This is a genomic window from Halomonas sp. SL18_1, from assembly GCF_055755715.1.
This window is the reverse complement of record NZ_JBVTRK010000001.1, coordinates 2,767,906-2,789,323: the sequence shown is the minus strand read 5'-3', so window position 1 is coordinate 2,789,323 and position 21,418 is coordinate 2,767,906. Positions and strand designations below refer to the sequence as shown.

Annotated in this window: 12 protein-coding genes and 8 pseudogenes; 17 read left to right on the top strand and 3 right to left on the bottom strand. The window is 67.8% G+C overall.

All coding sequences use genetic code 11. The annotated features are described in order from the left end of the window. Window positions 1-9: 9 nt before the first annotated feature. A complete protein-coding gene (leuS, locus tag ACSJDS_RS14205; protein ID WP_473033846.1) occupies window positions 10-2,592 on the bottom strand; it encodes a leucine--tRNA ligase in 2,583 nt (860 codons plus the stop codon). A 210-nt stretch (window positions 2,593-2,802) separates the two neighbouring features. Between leuS and ACSJDS_RS14200 the strand changes: the two genes are divergently transcribed. After that, on the top strand, window positions 2,803-3,318 hold the full coding sequence (locus tag ACSJDS_RS14200; protein ID WP_473033845.1) for a zinc ribbon-containing protein: 516 nt from the start codon (window positions 2,803-2,805) through the stop codon (window positions 3,316-3,318). A 253-nt stretch (window positions 3,319-3,571) separates the two neighbouring features. On the opposite strand, the pseudogene ACSJDS_RS14195 reads toward ACSJDS_RS14200, so the two are convergent. Further along, window positions 3,572-4,926 (bottom strand): annotated as a pseudogene (locus ACSJDS_RS14195) (hypothetical protein). A 33-nt stretch (window positions 4,927-4,959) separates the two neighbouring features. Continuing rightward, window positions 4,960-5,866, bottom strand: a pseudogene (locus ACSJDS_RS14190) (LysR family transcriptional regulator). Between the two features lie 352 nt (window positions 5,867-6,218). Here ACSJDS_RS14190 and leuC point away from each other — a divergent pair. From leuC to ACSJDS_RS14110, 16 genes and pseudogenes are all read left to right on the top strand, one after another. Next, window positions 6,219-7,669, top strand: a pseudogene (leuC, locus tag ACSJDS_RS14185) (3-isopropylmalate dehydratase large subunit). Window positions 7,670-7,672: 3 nt separating this feature from the next. Then, a pseudogene (leuD, locus tag ACSJDS_RS14180) lies at window positions 7,673-8,313 on the top strand (3-isopropylmalate dehydratase small subunit). Between the two features lie 163 nt (window positions 8,314-8,476). Then, window positions 8,477-9,556, top strand: coding sequence for a 3-isopropylmalate dehydrogenase (gene leuB, locus ACSJDS_RS14175; protein WP_473033843.1), 1,080 nt, complete (start codon window positions 8,477-8,479; stop codon window positions 9,554-9,556). 237 nt (window positions 9,557-9,793) lie between these two features. Beyond that, window positions 9,794-10,905, top strand: a pseudogene (gene asd, locus ACSJDS_RS14170) (aspartate-semialdehyde dehydrogenase). Between the two features lie 260 nt (window positions 10,906-11,165). Then, a complete protein-coding gene (locus ACSJDS_RS14165) occupies window positions 11,166-11,768 on the top strand; it encodes a type IV pilus assembly protein FimV (RefSeq protein ID WP_473033841.1) in 603 nt (200 codons plus the stop codon). Further along, entirely contained in the window at window positions 11,756-12,625 is an 870-nt protein-coding gene (locus ACSJDS_RS14160) for a FimV/HubP family polar landmark protein (RefSeq protein WP_473033840.1), read from the top strand. The genes ACSJDS_RS14165 and ACSJDS_RS14160 overlap by 13 nt, the downstream gene beginning before the upstream one ends. Continuing rightward, window positions 12,577-13,305, top strand: coding sequence for a tetratricopeptide repeat protein (locus ACSJDS_RS14155; protein ID WP_473033839.1), 729 nt, complete (start codon window positions 12,577-12,579; stop codon window positions 13,303-13,305). The genes ACSJDS_RS14160 and ACSJDS_RS14155 overlap by 49 nt, the downstream gene beginning before the upstream one ends. Then, complete coding sequence (locus ACSJDS_RS14150; protein WP_473033838.1) at window positions 13,302-13,829, top strand: hypothetical protein; 528 nt, start codon at window positions 13,302-13,304, stop codon at window positions 13,827-13,829. Before ACSJDS_RS14155 ends, ACSJDS_RS14150 begins: the two co-directional genes overlap by 4 nt. Window positions 13,830-13,881: 52 nt before the next feature. Next, window positions 13,882-14,804, top strand: a pseudogene (gene truA, locus ACSJDS_RS14145) (tRNA pseudouridine(38-40) synthase TruA). 20 nt (window positions 14,805-14,824) lie between these two features. Continuing rightward, window positions 14,825-15,474 (top strand): annotated as a pseudogene (locus ACSJDS_RS14140) (phosphoribosylanthranilate isomerase). Window positions 15,475-15,543: 69 nt separating this feature from the next. After that, window positions 15,544-16,758, top strand: a complete 1,215-nt coding sequence (trpB, locus tag ACSJDS_RS14135) for a tryptophan synthase subunit beta (protein WP_473033837.1) — start codon at window positions 15,544-15,546, stop codon at window positions 16,756-16,758. A gap of 8 nt (window positions 16,759-16,766) precedes the next feature. Next, entirely contained in the window at window positions 16,767-17,582 is an 816-nt protein-coding gene (trpA, locus tag ACSJDS_RS14130; protein WP_473033836.1) for a tryptophan synthase subunit alpha, read from the top strand. A gap of 77 nt (window positions 17,583-17,659) precedes the next feature. After that, window positions 17,660-18,726 (top strand): annotated as a pseudogene (gene accD / locus ACSJDS_RS14125) (acetyl-CoA carboxylase, carboxyltransferase subunit beta). Window positions 18,727-18,734: 8 nt separating this feature from the next. Then, window positions 18,735-20,021 (top strand): bifunctional tetrahydrofolate synthase/dihydrofolate synthase, encoded by a 1,287-nt coding sequence (gene folC, locus ACSJDS_RS14120; RefSeq protein ID WP_473033835.1) that lies wholly within the window; start codon window positions 18,735-18,737, stop codon window positions 20,019-20,021. 90 nt (window positions 20,022-20,111) lie between these two features. Further along, complete coding sequence (locus ACSJDS_RS14115) at window positions 20,112-20,816, top strand: SPOR domain-containing protein (RefSeq protein ID WP_473033834.1); 705 nt, start codon at window positions 20,112-20,114, stop codon at window positions 20,814-20,816. A gap of 4 nt (window positions 20,817-20,820) precedes the next feature. Continuing rightward, the gene (locus tag ACSJDS_RS14110) at window positions 20,821-21,387 is read left to right on the top strand and encodes a CvpA family protein (RefSeq protein WP_473033833.1); all 567 of its coding nucleotides are present in this window, start codon (window positions 20,821-20,823) and stop codon (window positions 21,385-21,387) included. Window positions 21,388-21,418 lie beyond the last annotated feature (31 nt).

Here is a 21,418-nt window from a genome sequence, read left to right as displayed (position 1 = left end):
GTCGAGGGCTCAGCCCACCACGATATTGACCAGCTTGCCGGGCACTACGATGACCTTGCGTACCGTCTTGCCCTCGGTGTGGCGCTGGACGTTCTCGGCGGCCAGCGCCTGAGCCTCGATGTCGGCCTTGGGTGCCTCCGCGGGAACCTCGAGTCGGGCACGCAGCTTGCCGTTGACCTGGACCACCAGCTCGATGGTGTCGCGGGTCAGGGCATCCGCGTCGACCTTGGGCCAGGCGGCGTCGATGGCCGGCTCATTGTGGCCAAGCGCTCGCCACAGAGCATGACAGGCATGCGGGGTGATCGGCGCCAGCAGCAGCACGCAGGCCTCGACCCCTTCCCGGGCCACGGCCAGGCCCAGGGGCGAGGTATCGTCGAATTTGCCAAGGGCGTTGGAGAGCTCCATCACCGCGGCGATGGCGGTGTTGAAGGTGGTGCGCCGACCGATGTCGTCGCTGGCCTTCTTGATGGTCTCATGGGTCTTGCGGCGCAGCTCACGCTGGGGCTCGTCCAGGGCTGCGAGGTCGAGTTCGCCCGGCTCGCCGGCGGCCAGGTGTTCGCTGACCAGGCGCCACAGGCGCTTGAGGAAGCGGTGGGCGCCTTCGACGCCGGCGTCGGACCACTCCAGCGACTGCTCCGGCGGGGCGGCGAACATCATGAACAGGCGCACGGTGTCGGCACCGAAGCGGTCGATCATCGACTGGGGATCGACGCCGTTGTTCTTGGACTTGGACATCTTCTCGATGCCGCCCATCTCGACCGGCCGCTCGTCGGTGATCAGCACCGCGCTCAGCGGGCGTCCCTTGTCGTCGCGCTTGACCTCGACGTCGGCGGGGTTGAACCACTCCTTGCCGCCGTTCTCGGTCTCACGGTAGTAGGTCTCGGCGATCACCATGCCCTGGGTGAGCAGGCGCTGGAAGGGCTCATCGGAGTCCACCATGCCGAAGTCGCGCATCAGCTTATGGAAGAAGCGCGCGTAGAGCAGATGCAGGATGGCGTGTTCGATGCCGCCGATATAGAGGTCCACCGGCAGCCAGTAGTCGGCGCGCTCGTCGAGCATGGCCTCGTGGTTGTCGGCGCAGCAGAAGCGCGCATAGTACCAGGAGGACTCCATGAAGGTGTCGAAGGTATCGGTCTCGCGGGTCCAGCCGTCGCCGAGGTCGGAGAACTCCGGCATCTTCTTGAGCGGCGAGCCGGTGGCGTCCACGGTCACCTCCATGGGCAGGGCCACCGGCAGCTCCTCGTCGGTGAGCGGCACGGTCTGGCCCTCCGGGCCGTACTTGACCGGAATCGGCGCGCCCCAGTAGCGCTGGCGCGCCACGCCCCAGTCGCGCAGGCGGAAGTTGGTCTTGACCTCGCCGTGGCCCTGCTCGCGAAGCCGCTCGGCGATGGCGTCGAAGGCCGCCTGAAAGTCCAGGCCATCGAACTCGCCGGAGTGGATCAGGGGGCCGTACTCGACGTAGGCGCCCTCGGAGAGATCCGGCGCCTGGCCGTTCTCGTCGGCGATCACCGCCTCGATGGGCAGGCCGTACTGGGTGGCGAACTCCCAGTCGCGCTGGTCATGGCCGGGCACCGCCATCACCGCGCCGGTGCCGTACTCCATGAGCACGAAGTTGGCCACATAGACCGGCACCCGGCGGCCGCTGATGGGATGGATGGCCTGATAGCCAGTGTCCATGCCCTTCTTTTCCATGGTCGCCAGCTCCGCCTCGGAGGTGCCGCCGTGGGCGCACTCCTCGCAGAAGGCGGCGAGCTCGGGATTGCCCTCGCTGGCGGCTCTGGCCAGCGGGTGGCCGGCGGCCACCGCCATGTAGGTGACGCCCATCAGGGTGTCGGGGCGGGTGGTATAGATGCGCAGCGGTTCGAGCGCCTCGCCGTTGTGGTCGGCGATGTCGAAGTCCATCTCCACGCCCCGGGACTTGCCGATCCAGTTGCGCTGCATGGTCTTGACCTGCTCCGGCCACTCCACCTTGTCCAGGTCGGCGAGCAGCTCCTCGGCATAGTCGGTGATCTTGAGGAACCACAGCGGGATCTCCTTGCGCTCCACCAGCGCACCGGAGCGCCAGCCGCGCCCCTCGATCACCTGCTCGTTGGCCAGCACCGTCTGGTCGACCGGGTCCCAGTTGACGGTGGCCATCTTCTTGTAGACCAGGCCCTTCTCCACCAGCTTGGTGAAGAACCACTGCTCCCAGCGGTAGTAGTCGCTGTCGCAGGTGGCGAATTCGCGGCTCCAGTCATACGCGAAGCCCAGCGCCTTGAGCTGGTCGCGCATGTAGTCGATGTTGGCGTAGGTCCACTCGGCCGGCGGCACCCGGTTCTGGATGGCGGCGTTTTCGGCGGGCATGCCGAAGGCGTCCCAGCCCATGGGCTGCATGACGTTCTTGCCCTGCATGCGCTGGTAGCGGGAGACCACGTCACCGATGGTGTAGTTACGCACGTGCCCCATGTGCAGCTTGCCGCTGGGATAGGGGAACATCGACAGGCAGTAGAACTTCTCGCGGTTGGCGTCTTCCACCGCCTTGAAGCACTGATTCTTGTCCCAGTACTGCTGGGCGTCGCGTTCGATCTCAAAGGGCTTGTACTGTGCGTCCATCGGTTTTCGAGAGTACCTTGAGCGTCGGGCGCAGCACCTGAGCACTGCGCGAGTCGAATGAGGGCGCCTGGCATCAGACGTTGATCGCTTTCGAGCGATAAAACGTTGAACTGACGGCGACATGTCGTCTAAATGGTACCCAAGGATACCCCAGACCGGCGGGGCCGGCCATGCCCGACCCGCCCGCAAGCCTGTTGCAAGGAGAACGCCATGAGTGAACGTCCCGACCCGCATCGCGAACATCGTCTACGCGAAGGCTATGAACGCATGCTCGACAGGCTCCGCGATGGGGCCAAGGAACTGACCTGGGAGAACCTCCAGCAGGAGCTTGACGATGCCGTTGAGTTCGAGGCCGAGCTGGAGGAATTCACCAAGGACGAGCTGGCGCTGCTGCGTGCCTGGGTGGAGCGCGACCTGGTCGATATGCGCCGCTACCTGAACGCCGGTGGCCACAGCGTCGCCACCTGGCTGGGCATCGACCTCGATCAGCTCTCACGCAAGGTGGTGGAATCGCTGTTCTCCATTGCCGATCGTAGCAAAGTCGAGCGGCTACGCTTCGAGGAGGACCTGGAGGCCTCCCGCGCCGACTACTGCGAGGGCGAGATGGCGGTGCCGGGGCGCATGGCCTGCGTGCACTGCGACGCCGTGGTGGAACTCGAGCAGGTGGCACGCATCGAGCCCTGCCACAAGTGCGGGCACCGCTACTTCTCTCGCGTATCGGAATAGCGGCAAGGTACGAGGGGCAAGGCTCCCTTTCTTGCCCCTTAGTTCCTTCTTGGATGGTTCTTCGCACTTTAGCGTGAGCATGTTTGGCAGGTTTTATAGTGGGAGGCCGGCTCTGCCGGCGGTTCGACGCTTCGACGAAGGCGCCGCAGGCGCCCCATGGGTAGCGCTTCGCGCTACTTCGCGAGCTGAAGTCGAAGCGTCGAACCGTCCCTCCCACAGGGCAAGTCCACGCCAGTCTCCGATGAACCTTACTTTATGACCAGGCCGCCAGCAGCAGGATGGCTAGCACCACCAGGGCGGTCATCACGGCCGCGTAGCCCAGGTTGTGGCGCATCATGCGATACCCGCTGATGCCGTAGCGCCCCTGCAGCGAGAGGTTGATCCCCGACAGCGGGCCCACCGAGGTGCCCACCGCCCAGGAGGCCAGCGCCGTGAAGGCGAACAGGGTCTGCTGGCCGGGGGTGAGATCGAGCATCGAGGCGAGCACCGAGACGCCGATGATGGGGTGCAGCCCCGCCACGGCGCTGGCGACGATGGCGAGGAAACTGACGATCGCCTCGCCGGCGCCGAAGCGGGCGAACAGCGTCCACTCGCTGCCGGTGGCCGCGGCAATCAGGTTCGACAGCCCCAGGGTCAAGAGCCCCGCGGAGAGGAACAGCGCCACCTCGCCGCGCATGGCGGGCAGCCGCGTCAGCGTGTGCTGTCGCACCCGGCGCAGGGTCCAGCGCGGCCCGGTCGGCAGGTTGCTGGCCAGCGCCACGGCCGGCAGCAGGAAGGTGATGATGCTGACGATGGAGAGGGTCGGCGTCAGCCAGTAATGAAACAGCATGACCAGCGCGGCCATGATCACCGGCATCAGCAGGCTGCGCGGCGACAGGGAAAAGCCCGCGGTGTCGCTGAGATCGAAGCGGCGGGAGAGCTCCAGCGTGGTCAGGATCCCGGCGATCAGGGCCAGCGGCAGTCCCACGGCCAGCACCTGGGTGTACTGCATGCTCGGCGCCAGGGTCATCACCACCCCCATGGAGGCGAAGAAGGGCGACCACAGCGCCGCGCTGGACAGGCCGCGGTTCAGTGCCAGCAGCTGGGGCGTGGTCAGCGGGGCGCGCCGCGCCAGGCGATCGCCGATCATGAAGACCGTCGAGAGGTTGAGGATGGTGCCCAGCAGGTGCACCCCCAGCCAGGTACCGGCCGTGCCGCGTACCCCGGTCACCGCACGCCCAGCGGCCGCGAGGAGCCGCTGCGGTTGCCGATCAGGCCGATGAAGCTCACTCCCAGCAGCATGGCCACCACATAGGTATTGCCGTCGAGGATCGCCGGCCAGGCGATGGCGGCGTCATAGCGCAGCCAGGCGATGACCAGCAGCCCCAGCCCGATACCGGCCAAGACGCCCGACTGCCAGCGGGTGCGGCGCGGGATATCCCGCCACAGCAGCGCCGTGGCCAGCCACAGCGCATAGCCGACCAGGTGGGGGTAGGGAGACAGCCCGGCGAAGCCCGTGATCTGCGTCACCAGCCCCAGCAGCAGCAGCGTGCCCGCCAGGGCGTGGCGCGTCCGTGGCGGCGGCGGTGTCGGAGTATCGGGTGACGTGGCATTGAGCTGGCGGGGCATGGCGTGGCCTGGAGGCGGTAAATGCTAAGCAGTCTAACCAATTTCGCGGCCGGGTGAATCCCTCGCCGCCGGCTCGCGCGCCTCATCCAGCAGGGTCAGCATGGCCCGGGCGGCGTTGGAGAGGGTGCGGCTCTTGTGCACCAGATAGCCCAATGGCCGATGGATGGGGGATGCTCCACCTGCAGTTCGTGTAGCTCGCCGGCGACCAGGCGCTCGGGCAGCAGGCTCCAGCCCAGACCGATGGCGGTCATCATCTTCAGCGTCTCCAGATAGTTGGTGGAGAGTGCCACCGGCAGCGAGAGGCCGGCAGTGGCGAAGCGCGACTGGATGAGCGTGCGGGTAAAGGTCATGGGGCCGGGCAGCACGGCGTCGAAGGCGCACAGCTCATGCAGGGCGAGGCGACCGCGCCCGGCCAGGGGGTGGTCGCCGGCGCAGACGAAGCAGAGTCGGTCGACCCATACCGGCACCGCCTCGAGCTGCGGGTCCGGGTGGGGGCGAGCGTCACCACGGCAAGCTCCAGCTCGCCGTCGAGCACGCCCTGATAGGCCTGTTCGGAGTCGAGGAAATGCAGGTCCAGTCGGACCTCCGGATGGTCCCGGGTGTAGGCCTTGAGCAGCGGCGGCAGGCGGTGCAGGCCGATATGGTGGCTGGTGGCGAGGGTCAGGCTGCCGCCGACATTGCCGGTGAGATTGCCCAGCGCCCGGCGGCTGTCGTCCACCATCACCAGGATCTGGCGGGCCCTCGGCAGCAGCACCCGTCCCGCCTCGGTGAGGCCGACGCGCCGGCCGATGCGGTCGAACAGCCGGGCGCCGATCTGCTCCTCGAGTACGGCGATACGCTTGCTCACCGCCGGCTGAGTCAGGTGCAGCTGCTCGGCGGCCCGGGAGAAGCTGCCGCTATCGGCCACGGCGAGGAAGGCCTGCAGGCTCTGGGTATCCACTCTGGGCTCCTTTGTATTCCTTTATGGAATCCAATGAATAAATAACATGAATTGATTTTATGGGCGAGTGGCGGGAGACTGGCCCCATAGCGCCGAGCGCCAGGCGCTGTAGGAGGGATGCTTTGCATCACGACTGGCACCGGCAGGTGCCCGCGGTGTCGGCCCACCTGGGTAGTGGCCGCCGGGAGGCCTGCGGCCTCCAGTCGCGCAATAAATTGTTCTCCTACAGCGCCTGGTGCGACGCCAGGAGTCAGCGAAAGGTCATTCCGGCAGCAGGCTCCTGGAAACGTGTCGCTTCCCGATTGGGGTTAGACCGGACATGCACAGGGCCCAAGAGCCCGGGAGAAACGATATGGCAGGCCAGACTCTCTACGACAAGCTGTGGTCACAGCACCTGGTGAAGGAGCGCGACGACGGTACCGCGCTGATCTACATCGACCGCCAGCTGCTGCACGAAGTGACCTCGCCCCAGGCCTTCGAAGGGCTGCGCCTGGCCGGGCGCAAGCCGTGGCGGTTGGACGCCAACCTGGCCACCCCGGACCACAACGTGCCCACCACGCTCAAGGAGCGCGCCGAGGGCAACGCCGGGATCAAGGACCCGGTGTCGCTGATCCAGGTCCAGACCCTGGACGACAACTGCGAGTCCTTCGGCATCGAGGAATTCAAGATCAACGACGCCCGTCAGGGCATCGTCCACGTGGTCGGCCCCGAGCAGGGCGCCACCCTGCCGGGCATGACGGTGGTCTGCGGCGATTCCCACACCGCCACCCACGGCGCCTTTGCGGCACTCGCCCACGGCATCGGCACCTCCGAGGTGGAGCACGTGCTGGCCACCCAGTGCCTGCTCGCCCAGAAGATGAAGAACATGCAGGTGCGCGTCGAGGGCACGCTCGGCACCGGCGTCACCGCCAAGGACATCGTGCTGGCGATCATCGGCAGGATCGGCACCGCCGGCGGCACCGGCTACGCCATCGAGTTCGCCGGCAGCGCCATCCGCGACCTCTCCATGGAGGGCCGCATGACGGTCTGCAACATGGCCATCGAGGCAGGCGCTCGGGTCGGCCTGATCGCCGTGGACGACACCACCATCGACTACCTGCGCAAGCGCCCCTATGCCCCACCGCCGAACAGTGGGACGCCGCCGTGGCCGACTGGCGCGGCCTGGTCTCCGATGCCGATGCCGAGTTCGACAAGGTGGTGACCCTGGACGCCGCCGAGATCGAGCCGCAGGTCTCCTGGGGCACCAGCCCGGAGATGGTCACCGGCATCTCCGGCGAGGTGCCCGACCCGGCCGAGGCGCCCGACGAGACGGTGCAGCGTGGCTACACCCGCGCCCTGGAGTACATGGGCCTCGCGCCGAAGCAGAAGATCACCGATATCCGCTTGGACAAGGTGTTCATCGGCTCCTGCACCAACTCGCGCATCGAGGATCTGCGCGAAGCGGCCAAGGTCGCCAAGGGCAAGAAGGTCGCCGACTCCATCGCATTGGCCATGGTGGTGCCGGGCTCGGGTCTGGTGAAGCGCCAGGCCGAGGCCGAAGGCCTCGACAAGATCTTTATCGAGGCGGGCTTCGAGTGGCGCGAGCCGGGCTGCTCCATGTGCCTGGCCATGAACGCCGACAAGCTCGGCGCCGGCGAGCACTGCGCCTCCACCTCCAACCGCAACTTCGAAGGGCGCCAGGGCTACGGCGGGCGCACCCACCTGGTGAGCCCGGCCATGGCCGCCGCGGCCGCCATCGCCGGTCACTTCGTGGACGTGAGGCAGCTTGCCGCCAATGACGATGCCCAGGTACAGGAGGCCTGAATCATGAAAAAGTTTGAACGCATCGAGGGTCTCGTCGCACCGCTGGACCGGGCCAACGTCGACACCGACCTGATCATTCCCAAGCAGTTTTTGAAGTCGATCAAGCGCACCGGCTTCGGCGTCAACCTGTTCGACGAGCTGCGCTATCTGGATGAGGGGCAGCCCGGCCAGGACTGCTCCCAGCGCCCGAAGAACCCCGACTTCGTGCTCAATCAGGCGCGCTATCAGGGCGCCAGGGTGCTGCTCGCGCGGCGCAACTTCGGCTGCGGCAGCTCCCGGGAGCACGCCCCTGGGCGCTGGAGGACTTCGGCTTTCGTGTGGTGATCGCGCCGAGCTTCGCCGATATCTTCTACAACAACGCCTTCAAGAACGGCCTGCTGCTGATCACCCTGCCCGAGGAGACGGTCGATCGATTGTTCGCCGAGGTCGAGGCCAATGAAGGCTATTGCCTCGACGTGGACCTGGAGAACCAGCGGGTAATCACGCCCTCCGGCGAGATCCTCGAGTTCGAGGTGGACGCCTTCCGCAAGCACTGCCTGCTGAATGGCCTCGACGACATCGGCATCACCCTGCAGGACGAGGAGGCGATCCGCGCCTTCGAGGAAAAGCACCGCGCCGCGCGGCCCTGGCTGTTCCGCGCCTAACCGGGCTTCGCCCGGAGCGGTAAGCTATAAGCTTTAAGCGGTAAGTAACCCCCTTGCTGCAACGTTGGGTGTCGCCATACTGGCTTACGGCTTATGGCTTACGGCTTACGGCTTACGGCTTACGGCTTACGGCTTACGGCTTACAACAAGGATTGATGAAAAGATGACTCAGAAGATTCTGGTACTGCCGGGTGACGGCATCGGCCCCGAGATCACCGCTCAGGCTAGCCGCATCCTGGCCGCCTGCCAGGCCCGCGGCCTCGATGTGGAAGTGGAAGAGGCCCTGGTGGGCGGCAGCGCCTACGACGCGCAAGGCGAGCCGCTGCCCGCCGAGACCCTAGAGAAGGCCAAGGCGGCCCGCGCCATCCTGCTCGGCGCCGTGGGTGGGCCCAAGTGGGACGCGATCGAGGACCTCGCCAAGCGCCCCGAGAAGGGCCTGCTCGGCCTGCGCAAGAACCTCGGCCTGTTCGGCAACCTGCGCCCGGCCATCACCTACCCCCAGCTGGCCTCGGCGTCCAGCCTCAAGCCCGAGCTGGTGGCGGGCCTCGACATCATGATCGTGCGCGAGCTCACCGGCGGCATCTACTTCGGTCAGCCCCGCGGCATCGAGGAGCGCGACGGCGAGCGGGTCGGCTTCAACACCTACGTCTACTCTGAGAGCGAGATCGAGCGCATCGGCCGCGTCGCCTTCGAGATGGCGCAGAAGCGCGGTAAGAAGCTCTGCTCCGTGGACAAGGCCAACGTGCTCGAGGTCACCATCCTCTGGCGCGAAGTGATGGAGCGCCTGGCGTCGGAGTACCCGGACGTCGAGCTCTCCCACATGTACGTCGACAATGCCGCCATGCAGCTGGTGCGCGCGCCCAAGCAGTTCGACGTCATGGTCACCGGCAATATGTTCGGCGACATCCTCTCCGACGCCGCCGCCATGCTCACCGGCTCCATCGGCATGCTGCCCTCGGCCTCGCTCAACGAGAGCGGCCAGGGCATGTACGAGCCGTGTCACGGCAGCGCCCCGGACATCGCCGGGAAGGGCATCGCCAACCCGCTGGCCACCATTCTCTCGGTGGCCATGATGCTGCGCTACTCCCTGGACGAGCCGGCGCTCGCCCAGCGCATCGAAGACGCCGTGGGCAAGGTGCTGGACGACGGCCTGCGCACCGCGGATATCGCCTCCGACGGCACCCGCACCGTCTCCACCGCCGAGATGGGCGACGCCGTGCTGGCGGCTTTCGAGGCTCAGTAGGTATGAGGTGCGAGGTACGAGGTACGAGGTTCGAGGTTCGAGGTTCGAGGTTCGAGGTTCGAGGTGCGAGGTGCGAGGTTCGAGGTACGAGGTTCGAGGTTCGAGGTACGAGGTTCGAGAAGCACCATGCTTCCTCGCCCCTCGCCCCTCGCCCCTCGCCCCTCGCCCCTCGCCCCTCGGCGCTCGGCACCGCTTTCTGTATAATGTGTCTCACATTCGATTGCTGGAGGACTTCACATGTTGAAAGTCGGTTTCGTCGGTTGGCGCGGCATGGTCGGTTCCGTGCTCATGCAGCGCATGCTGGAAGATGGTGACTTCAAGGGCATCGAGCCGATCTTCTTCACCACCTCCCAGGCTGGCCAGCCCGGCCCCGATGTGGGCGTCGAAGTGCCTCCGCTCAAGGATGCCACCGACATCAATGAGCTCAAGGTGCTGGACGTGATCATCACCTGCCAGGGTGGCGACTACACCAAGCAGGTCTATGGCGATCTGCGCGCCAGCGGCTGGAAGGGCTACTGGATCGATGCCGCCAGCACCCTGCGTATGGAGGATGAGGCGACCATCGTCCTCGATCCGGTCAATCGCAAGGTGATCGACGATCAGCTGGCGCGCGGTGCCAAGACCTTCGTCGGCGGCAACTGCACCGTCAGCCTGATGCTGATGGGCCTGGGCGGTCTGTTCGAGGCGGACATGATCGAGTGGATGACCTCGATGACCTATCAGGCGGCCTCCGGCTCCGGTGCCAAGCACATGCGCGAGCTGCTCGATCAGATGGGCTCACTGCGTGACAGCACCGCCGCCGAGCTGGCCGACCCGTCCAGCGCCATCCTGGATATCGACCGCAAGGTCACCGCAGCGATGCGCTCGGCGACTTCCCCACCGAAAACTTCACCGCGCCGCTGGCCGGCAGCCTCCTGCCCTGGATCGACACCAAGCTCGACAACGGTCAGAGCAAGGAAGAGTGGAAGGGCACCGTGGAGACCAACAAGATCCTCGGTCTGCAGGACAGCCCCATCCCCATCGACGGCCTCTGCGTGCGCATCGGTGCCATGCGCTCCCACAGCCAGGCGTTCACCATCAAGCTCAAGCGCGATGTGCCCCTTGATGAGATCGAGGATCGGATCGCCAAGCACAACGATTGGGTCAAGGTGATTCCCAATGACAAGGACGCCACCATTGCCGGGCTGACGCCGGCCGCGGTGACCGGCACCATGGAGGTTCCCGTGGGCCGTTTGCGCAAGCTGGCCATGGGTGGCGAGTACCTCTCCGCCTTCAGCGTCGGCGATCAGCTGCTGTGGGGCGCCGCCGAGCCGCTCAAGCGGATGCTGAAGATCCTGCGCGAGCAGTAACCCCTGCCAAGTGCGCCTTTCGAGGTGCACTGACCTGAAGCGGGGCATCTCCATCCAGGTGGAGGTGCCCCGCTTCGCTTTGGTGGGCTGTTGGGCGCTGAGCTCGGCGCTGCGTTGAACGAAATACCCTCGGTTTGACCCCGGTAGGACGCGTGCAGTAACCAGATGTGGTACATATTTCGTAACGACTTACGCCACCATAATATGAAAAGATCAATCGACGATCGGCGGCCACCGCGCCGGCAACGCAAGGGAACTCCATGAGACGCAAGCTGACACTCACCATGCTGCTTACGCTGTCTGCTGCCAGCTCGCAGGCAGTGGCGCTCGGGCTGGGGGAGGCCGAGGTCCGCTCGTCGCTCAATGCGCCGCTGCGGGCCACCATTCCATTGACCGATACTGCCGGGATGGAGCCGGATCGGCTCGATGTATCGGTGGCCGAGGCAGGCGAGTTCCGAGCGGCCGGTCTCGAGCGTACGCCGCTGGCGGCAAGCGTAGGGCTGGCGGTGCGTGAGCATCAGGGCCAGCTGATGCTCGATCTCACGAGCCAGCGGGCCATTCGTGAGCCCTGGCTGGATCTGATGCTGCGCTTCGACTGGCCGGGCGGTCAGTCCCTGCGGGAGGTGACGCTACTGCTCGATCCCCCGACTATGATCAGCTGCCGGTGCTGGCCGGCGCGGCGGCGGCCCCCCACACTGTCTCTTCATCATCCTCGCCCACGCCGGAGCCAGCCGCGCGGCCAGTGGCGCGACAGGCGGCGACTGGCCAGCGCGGCGATGCGGCCTGGGTGGGGAGCGGCGACACCCTATGGTCGGTGGCCGGGCGCCTGCGGCCCGATAGCGATATCAGCATGCACCAGATGATGGTGGCGCTGATCGAGGCCAATCCGGATGTCTTTCCCTCCGGCAATATCAACGCCATGCGCGCCGGGCATTCGCTGGCGGTGCCATCCCGGGACGCCATCATGGCGCGCAGCGGCGAGGAGGCGTCTCGACTCGTCCAGGCCATGAACCAGGCCTGGGCCAACCGTGGCAGCGGCGCTCCTGCACGGGTGCCGCTGGGCGGCGAGGCCGAGGCGCCGGCTGCCGTGGCCAGGGCGCCGGAGTCGCCCACTGACGAAACCACGCCGGCCGACGCCTTGGTGGCCGACAGCGAAGCCGTGGAGGCCGCTGAAGCGGTGGGCGCGACAGACACCGTGGCCGATGCCGACGCGGATACCGGGCCGCACCTCACCCTGCTGACCGATGCCGAGGTGGCAGCCGAAGCCGCTGGACTGGATGCAGCCGCTGCCGAGACGGCCGAGGCGGTGGCGGCCGACGAGGCAGGTGCCGAAGGTGAGGCGTCGGCCGGTCAGGGGCTTGATCCGGCGGTGCTGGCCACGCTGGGCGCCGAGGGCCTGATCGAGCCAAATGAGGCGCAGCGGCTGGCGCGTCTCGAGCGGAGCTGGCTGGCGAGTCGCCAGGCGCTGGAGGCCGTCCAGCAGGAGCGCGATGCGCTGCAGGAGCAGGTGAGCGACCTGCGCGAAGAGATGGACGTCTTGCGCCAGCAGCTGGCCGAGCTGCTGGCCGGCGGCGCCGGCGTGGAGGGTGACGGTGCCGGCGGCGTGGTCCCCCGGGCAGCGCGCCGGTCGACGGTGACTCGCCCTGGTGGGGCGCCGTCTACCAGGCCGAGATGGACCGCACCCTGGTGCTCGGCGCGGCCGGGGTGGCGGGCCTGCTAGGGCTGTGGCTCTTGGTCAGGCGACGTCGCCATCGTGACACTCACCGCGCCGCCGATTTTGCCACGATGCCGCACGGGCCCTATGGCGCCATGCCGTCGCCGGGTGCGGTGTCCGCCCCGGCGTCAGGCGGCATCGGCTCTACGAGTGCGACAGCGGCGAGTCCCGAGCCGCCGACGGTGCCCGGCATGACCACGGCGGCTCCTGGCACGGGCGCCATGCCGCACGCAGAAGTGATCAGCGAAGCGGACATCTTCATGGCCTACGGCCGCTATGATCAGGCCCGTGACGTGCTGCTGACCGGGCTGGAGAGGGAGCCAGGGCGAGAGGATCTGCGGCTCAAGCTGCTGATCGCCTACCTGGAGCAAGGCGACTGGCAGGCGGCACAGGGGCAGGCCGACCGGCTGCGCGAGAGCCAGGACCCGGCGATTCGCGGCGAGGTCGAGCGCCTGATGGCAGGCCCCGGCCGAGACGCTGCAGGCGAGACCGGCACAGGCGATGACAGGCTTTCCTTTGTCGGCGACCCGGCCACCAGCCCCACGGATGCCGCCTCGCAGGCTCCCCCAGCGCCTGAGCGCGATGTGGACAGCCCGTCTCCTGCCGGGAGAGCGAGCGTCAGACCTTCGCTGCGCCTGACGCGCCGCATCAGGATCCGGACGCCGAGCTGGCGGAATCGTCCTTGACCGCTCAATCGGACGGTACCGAACAACACGACAATGATACCGCCAGCCGCGATGCGCAGTGGGAAGGCGAGGGTGCCGATGTCGAGGCGGAGCCGCCGCCCCTTTCCCGCCAGCAGTCGGCCCCGGAAGTGATCGACTATCAGCCGCCGCCCCTGGATCCCGAGCCGGCCGCGCGCGAGGAGACGCCCATGCAGCCCAGCGTCGAGTTCACCACGCAGAGAGGCGAGAGCGACGTCGCGGCATCGAGTGAACAGAGCGGCAGTGACGGCGCCGAGCTGGCGGCGAGGCGGGACGATGCGGCGCAGTGGGACGTGGAGGAGGTGGCGTTTCCTCCTCTGGATCAGGATAATGGCGGCTCCCAAGACAGTTCCGAGCAGCTTGATGACCTCGACGAGGCGCGTCGCCTGCTGGAGGTTGGTGATACCGAGCGGGCCAGAGGGCTGCTCGAACCGCTGCTGGACAGCGCCGACGACCCCCGGCTGAGAATGCAGGCCCAGGAGCTGATCGACCGCTATCGGCTGTGAGTTGGTCCCGGCCGATACGACCCACCCCGACACGAGCGACGTAGACGGCCGAATGACCCTGTTCCAACCCCTCGATGAACGCCGAGCGCTGAGTGGCCGCCTGGCTCTCGGCGTGGAGTATGACGGCAGCGCCTACTGTGGCTGGCAGCGACTCAAGCACGCGCCCTCGGTTCAGGGGGCCTTGGAGGCGGCGCTGGCCAAGGTGGCCAACCACTCGGTGACGGTGCACGCCAGCGGCCGCACCGACTCCGGCGTGCACGCTACCCGCCAGATCGTCCACTTCGACCCGCCGGCGCCGCGCTCTCAGAAGGCCTGGGTGTTCGGCGTCAATGCCAATCTGCCCGGGATGTCGCCGTGCGCTGGGTGCGCGAGGTGCCCGACGACTTCCACGCTCGCTTCAAGGCACTGGCCCGGCGCTATCGCTACGTGCTCCTCAATCAGCCCAGCCGTCCGGTGCTGGAGCGCGCCAACGTCACCTGGTGCCGCGACCCCCTGGATGCCGACGCCATGCATCGCGCGGCCCAGGCGCTGGTCGGCGAGCACGACTTCTCGAGCTTTCGCGCCGGCGGCTGCCAGTCCAAGACCCCCTGGCGCCATCTGCACTTTATCGAGGTCCATCGCCACGGCCCGCTGGTGGTGGTCGACGTCCAGGGCAACGCCTTCTTGCACCATATGATCCGCAACATCGTCGGTGCCCTGGTCACCGTGGGTCGCGGCGAGCGGGGCGACGACTACCTGGCCGAGCTGATGGCGCTCAAGGACCGCACCTTGGCCGATGTCACCGCGCCGGCCTGCGGCCTGCACTTCGTCGACTCCCTCTACGACGAGCGCTGGGGCCTGCCCCGGGAGCCGCTGGGCCCTAACCTTCTCGCCTTCCTGGGTGAATGGACCGGCGAGCGGCCGCTGCCCGACTGTCCCATGGTGGCGTTCCGGCGGGGTAGGCCGGTGGCCAGCTCCGCCGCGGTCCAAGATTAATAACCTTGAAGGAGTCATCCTTGCACTGCAGCCAGCAATCCCAGTCCCGCACCCGCATCAAGATCTGCGGCCTGACCCGTGAGGCCGATATCGACGCCGCCGTGGCGGCCGGCGCCGATGCATTGGGTTTCGTGCTCTGGCCGGGCAGCAAGCGTGCGCTGGAGGAGGTGCGCCTGGCCGAGCTCGCGGCCCGGGTGCCGGCCTTCGTGACCCGGGTGGGGCTGTTCGTCGACCAGGAGCCGGCGCTGATCGAGCGCTGCGCGCCCCACCTCGATCTGCTGCAGTTTCACGGTGATGAATCGCCGGCCTTCTGCGACGCCTTCGGCCGCCCCTGGATCAAGGCGCTGCGCATGCGCCAGGGGCTCGACCTGCACGCCGCCGCGGAGGCCTACCGCGGCGCCCGGGCGCTGCTGCTCGACGCCTACCGCCCCGGGGTGCCGGGGGGACCGGCGAGACCTTCGACTGGTCGCGAATTCCCGATACCCTGGCGAAAGCTGTTATCCTTGCCGGAGGCCTGCACTCGGACAATGTGGCCGACGCCATCGCCGCCGTGCGCCCCTTCGCGGTGGATGTGTCGGGCGGCGTCGAAGCGGCCCCCGGCCACAAGGATGTCGAGCGGCTCGAGGCCTTTATCGCGGCGGTGAAAGACGCCGATGCCGGGCGAGTCTGAACTCGCTGCCGCCGGTGACCTTCAATCCCTTTATCCCTGTCCCTTCTGACGACCCGACGAGGTGTCTTAGTGAGCAAGTTCAGTGACCTGACCCGACTGCCGGATGCCCGCGGCCATTTCGGTGCCTACGGCGGCCGGTTCGTTTCGGAGACCCTGAGCTTCGCCCTGGACGATCTGGAGAAGACCTATCTGAGTCTTCGCGACGATCCCGACTTCCAGGCGGAATTCGACTACGACCTGGCCCATTACGTGGGCCGGCCTTCGCCGCTCTATCATGCTGAGCGATGGTCGAAGCAGCTGGGTGGGGCACAGATCTGGCTCAAGCGCGAGGACCTCAATCACACCGGCGCGCACAAGGTGAACAACACCATCGGCCAGGCGCTGCTGGCCAAGAAGAGCGGCAAGCCGCGGGTGATCGCCGAGACCGGCGCCGGCCAGCACGGCGTGGCCACCGCCACCGTGGCGGCTCGCCTGGGCCTCTCCTGTGACGTCTATATGGGCGCCGCCGACGTCGAGCGCCAGAAGCTCAACGTCTACCGCATGCGCCTGCTCGGAGCTAACGTGATTCCGGTGGAGTCCGGCACCCGCACCCTCAAGGACGCCATGAACGAGGCGCTGCGCGACTGGGTCACCAACGTCGACGACACCTTCTACATCATCGGCACCGTGGCCGGCCCGCACCCCTATCCGATGCTGGTGCGCGACTTCAATGCCGTGGTGGGCCGCGAGGCGCGTCGCCAGTCGCTGGAGGAGTTCGGCAAGCTGCCCGATGCGCTGATCGCCTGCGTCGGCGGCGGCTCCAACGCCCTGGGGCTCTTCTATCCCTTCGTCGAGGATGACGAGGTCGCCATGTACGGCGTCGAAGCCGGCGGCGACGGCGTCGAGACCGGGCGTCACGCCGCGCCCCTGGCCTCCGGTGCGCCGCGCGGGGTGCTGCACGGCAACCGCACCTACCTGATGTCCGACGAGGGGGGCCAGGTTTCCGACACCCATTCGATCTCCGCCGGCCTGGACTATCCGGGGGTCGGGCCGGAGCACGCCCTGTGGAAGGACGTCGGCCGGGTCCAGTACGTGGCCGCCAACGACGACGCGGTGCTCGAGGCGTTTCGCGAGCTGACCCACGTCGAAGGCATCATGCCGGCGCTGGAGTCTGCCCACGCCCTGGCCCATGCCAAGGTGCTGGCGCCGACGATGCGCCCCGACCAGCAGATCGTGGTCAACCTCTCGGGGCGGGGCGACAAGGACATCATGACGGTCGCCAAGCTCGACGGAATAGAGTTCTGAGGATGCCGATGAATCGTATCGACCAACGTTTTGCCGCCCTCAAGGCCGATGGCCGCCGGGCGCTGATTCCCTTTATCACCGCCGGCGACCCGGCGCCCGAGCACACCGTGGGCTTCATGCATGCCCTGGTGGAGGCGGGTGCCGACATCATCGAGCTCGGCGTTCCTTTCTCCGACCCCATGGCTGACGGCCCGGTGATCCAGAAGGCGTGTGAGCGTGCGCTCAAGCACGGCACGCGTCTGGCCCACCTGTTCGAGATGGTGCGCGAGTTCCGCCGCCGCGATAGCGCCACCCCGGTGGTGCTGATGGGCTATCTCAACCCGGTGGAGCGTATCGGTCTCGAGGCCTTTGCCGATCAGGCCGCCGAGGCGGGGATCGACGGCGTGCTTACCGTGGACATGCCCCCGGAGGAGGCCGAAGAGTTCGGGCCGATTCTCAAGGCGCGCGGTTTGGCCTCGATCTTTCTGGTCGCCCCTACCACTTCCCATGAGCGGGCCGCTACAATATGCGCCCACGGCGAGGGCTACCTCTACTATGTGGCACTCAAGGGCGTGACCGGGGCGGCGACGCTCAACGCCGAGGACGTGGCCAGCCATCTGGCCCCGCTGCGCGAGCAGACCACGCTTCCGCTGTGCGTGGGCTTCGGCATCCGCGACGGCGCCTCGGCGGCCGAGGTGGGCAAGGTGGCCGACGGCGTGATCGTCGGCTCGGCCCTGGTCAGCCGTATCGCCGCCAACGTCGAGACGCCGGAGGTCATTCCCGGCGAGCTCAAGGCGGTGCTCGGCGAGATGCGCGCCGCCCTGGATGCCCTGGGTAAGCGCTGAGGCGACCCTCGCGACCCGACTCGATTCATGATGCCCGGCCGCTGCCGGGCACAACAGCATACGGAAGCCTTTCTGACATGAGCTGGCTTGACAAGATCGTACCTTCCATGGGCCGCATCCAGCGCAAGGACCGCCGGGCCAGCGTGCCCGACGGCCTGTGGCGCAAGTGCCCCAAGTGCGAGGCGGTGCTCTATCTCCCGGAACTCGAGAAGCACCATAACGTCTGCCCCAAGTGTGATCACCACCTGCGCCTGACGGCCCGCAAGCGACTCGACTGGTTCCTCGACAAGGAGGGGCGCGAGGAAATCGCCGCTGAGGTGGAGCCCATCGATCGCCTCAAGTTCCGCGACTCCAAGAAGTACAAGGATCGCCTGGCGGCGGCCCAGAAGGAGACCGGCGAGAAGGACGCCCTGGTGGCCATGCGCGGGAGCCTCGACGGCCTGCCGGTGGTGGTGGTGGCCTTCGAGTTCACCTACATGGGCGGCTCCATGGGCGCCGTGGTGGGCGAGAAGTTCGTCCGCGCGGCCACCCTGGCGCGGGAAGAGCGCCTGCCGCTGATCTGCTTCTCCGCTTCGGGGGGGCGCGCATGCAGGAGGCGCTGTTCTCGCTGATGCAGATGGCCAAGACCTCGGCGGCGCTGGAGCGCCTGCGCGAGGCCGGGGTGCCCTACGTTTCGGTGCTCACCGACCCGGTCTTCGGCGGTGTCTCGGCGTCGCTGGCCATGCTCGGTGATATCAATGTCGCCGAGCCCAATGCCCTGATCGGCTTCGCCGGGCCCCGGGTCATCGAGCAGACGGTACGCGAGAAGCTGCCGGAAGGTTTCCAACGCAGCGAGTTTCTGCTCGAGCATGGCACCGTGGACATGATCGTGCCACGCGGCGAGATGCGCGATCGGCTGGGCCGGGTGCTGCGCAAGCTGACCCATCAGCCGCCCAGTGGCCTGGGCGACGAGATACTCGCCCAGCCGGACCTGGTCGATGCCGCCGAACAGGCCGAACCCGCCGAGGCGGAGCCGGCAACCAACGAGCACCAGGAGCCGGTGTGGGAGGAGAGCGGCGAGCCGCAGGAGACGCGCGGCGTCGAGTCCGAGGAGGCGCCCCGGCCGTTGGATGACGGCACCGAGCGCTCCGAGACGCCGCGCTGATACCGCCTGTGACGTCTCCCTCACTCCCCGCCAGCCTGGACGCCTGGCTGGCCCGACTGGAAGCGGCGCATCCGGTGGGCATTGACCTCGGCCTCGAGCGGGTGGCCGAGGTCGCCCGCCGCATGGGCCTGCTCGATGGCCGTCCGGCACGTCGAGTGATCACCGTGGCCGGCACCAACGGTAAGGGGTCCACCGTGGCCATGCTCGAGGCGCTGGCCCTGGCCCACGGGCTCACGACCGCCACTTATACCTCGCCGCATCTGCTGCGCTACAACGAGCGGCTGCGTTTCGATGGCGAAGAGGCCGACGACGCGACCTTGATCGCTGGCTTCGAGGCGGTCGAGGCCGTGCGGCTCGACGGCGAGCCGGTCAGCCTCACCTATTTCGAAGTCGGCACCCTGGGAGCGCTGCAGGCGATCACCCGGCGCTGCCCCGACGTGGCCATCCTCGAGGTGGGGCTCGGCGGGCGCCTGGATGCGGTGAACGTCATCGATCCGGACGTGGCGGTGATCACCCCCGTCGCCCAGGATCATGCCGCCTTTCTGGGCAATGACCTCCTCCAGATCGGGCGCGAGAAGGCCGGCATCCTGCGCGCCGGGCGCCCGGCGGTGCTGGGCGCGCGCGAGCTGCCGACCAGCGTGCGCGAGGTGGCCGCCGAGCTAGGCGCTGAGGCGGTCGCCCTGGGCGACGCCTTCCAGCGCAGCGAGAGCGATAGCGCCGGTTGGGGCTGGCAAGGGCGTGGCCCGAAGGGCAAGCCCCTCACCCTGGATCGCTTGCCCGACCCAGGGCTGCCGCTGGACAATGCGGCAACGGCCCTGCAGGCGCTGGCACTGGCCGGTGTGGAACTCGTCCCCGCGGCCTGCCGCCGCGCCCTGGCCGAGGTCAGGCTGCCGGGTCGTATGCAGTGGCTGGGGCAGTGGTGCCTGGACGTGGGCCACAACCCCCACGCCGCAGGCTACCTGGCAGAGCGGTTGGGCGAGCGTCCCTGTGCCGGACGGACCTGGGTGCTGCTGGGCATGCTGGGCGACAAGGATGCCGAGGGGGTGATCGATGCCCTGGCGCCGATCGCCGATGCCTGGGTGACGGTGAGCCTGGACGGCGAGCGGGCGCGAAGCGCTGCCGAGCTGGCAGCGCCTATCGAGGCGAGGCAGGGCGAGATTCGCCATCGAGCCGCCACGCCCGAAGCGGGCGCCGAGTGGCTGGCCACGCGGCTGGCGCCCGAGGATCGTGTGCTGGTGTGTGGCTCTTTCTTCACCGTGGCGGCCATACTGGCATGGAAGCAGTCAGCGGGCTGACGGGATAGGCTCTCGGTACCGGGCGGTCTGAATGAGAGAGCAGATGACGCAGCCGTCTGGCGGCGCCCGGGGCCTGGGCAGGAGGGCAAGATGAAATACGGAATGCGCGAGCGAATCAGCGGGGCGGTGATTCTCATCGCCCTGGCGGTGATCTTCGTGCCGATGCTGTTCGACGAGCCGGCACCCCGGGATGAGCGCCCTCAGCCGGTGCTGACCATCGAGCAGCCGGTGCCGGTGGAGCGGCGCGAGGTGCCGGAACCGCAGCCGCCGGCCAGTCTGGGTGAGATTCAGGCGCCGGGCGAGGTGGCGCCCATGGCCCCGGCGCCCGATGCCGATGCAGATTCGCCCCAGCCGCTGGCGGATTCGCCTGACCTGGCCATCGAACCGGAGCGCGACGAGGCGCCCGAGGAGATGGCTGAGGCACCGGCATCCCCCGAGCCCGAGGCTCCGGCCGAGGACCCGATCGCCGAGCTGGCGCGGGCAGCCTCCGAACGGCTCGACCGCCAGGCGACCCCCGAACCTGAGCCCACCGAGTCCGCGCCAGCTCCCACCGCGGCCGCGCCCTCGGGCGAGTGGGCCGTGCAGGTCGGTAGTTTCGGCGAAGTCGCAAATGCCGAACGGCTCGAGGGGCAGCTCAACGAGCAGGGGTTCAGCGCCTACAGTCGCCTGCGCGACAACAACCTGACCACGGTCTATGTGGGGCCCTACGAGAGTTCGGATGCCGGCGAGCGGGCCATGGCAGAGCTCAAGGAGCAGGCCAACCTGCAGGGCCTGCTGGTGCGGGTCAGGGAGTGACGCCATGACGCTGACTTGGATCGATTGGATCTTCCTCGCCGTGCTGGCGGTCTCCACCCTGGCCGGGTTCATGCGCGGGCTGATCCGCGAGGGCCTGGGGCTGGCGGCCTGGATCGCTGCCCTGCTGGCGGCCCGGCTGCTGGCCGAGCCGGTGGCCGATATGCTGTCCGGGGTGATCGACAGCCCCGACGCTCGGCTGGTCCTGGCCTTCGTGCTGGTGATCCTCGGCGTGGTGCTGGTCTGCGGCATCGTGATCCGCATGGTGCACGCGGCGGTGGAGTGGGTCGGCATGGGCTTCTTCAACCGCGTTGCCGGGGCCTGCTTCGGCGTGGCGCGCGGCGCGGCCATTCTGGTGGTAGTGACCATCCTGATCAGCCTGACGCCGCTGGCCCAGCTGGAAGCCTGGCAGGAGGCCGAGCTCAGACCGACCTTCGAGCAGCTGCGCGACTGGGCGGTGAGCCAGCTCGAAGCGTGGGATGGCACCGTGCCCGAACTGCCCGAGTCGCTGCGTGGTATCTCGCTGCCCGGCGGCGAGCGCTCTGGCGACGGCGAGACGACGACAACCCCCTGACAAACGAATCCGGGACCCATCCATGCGGTGG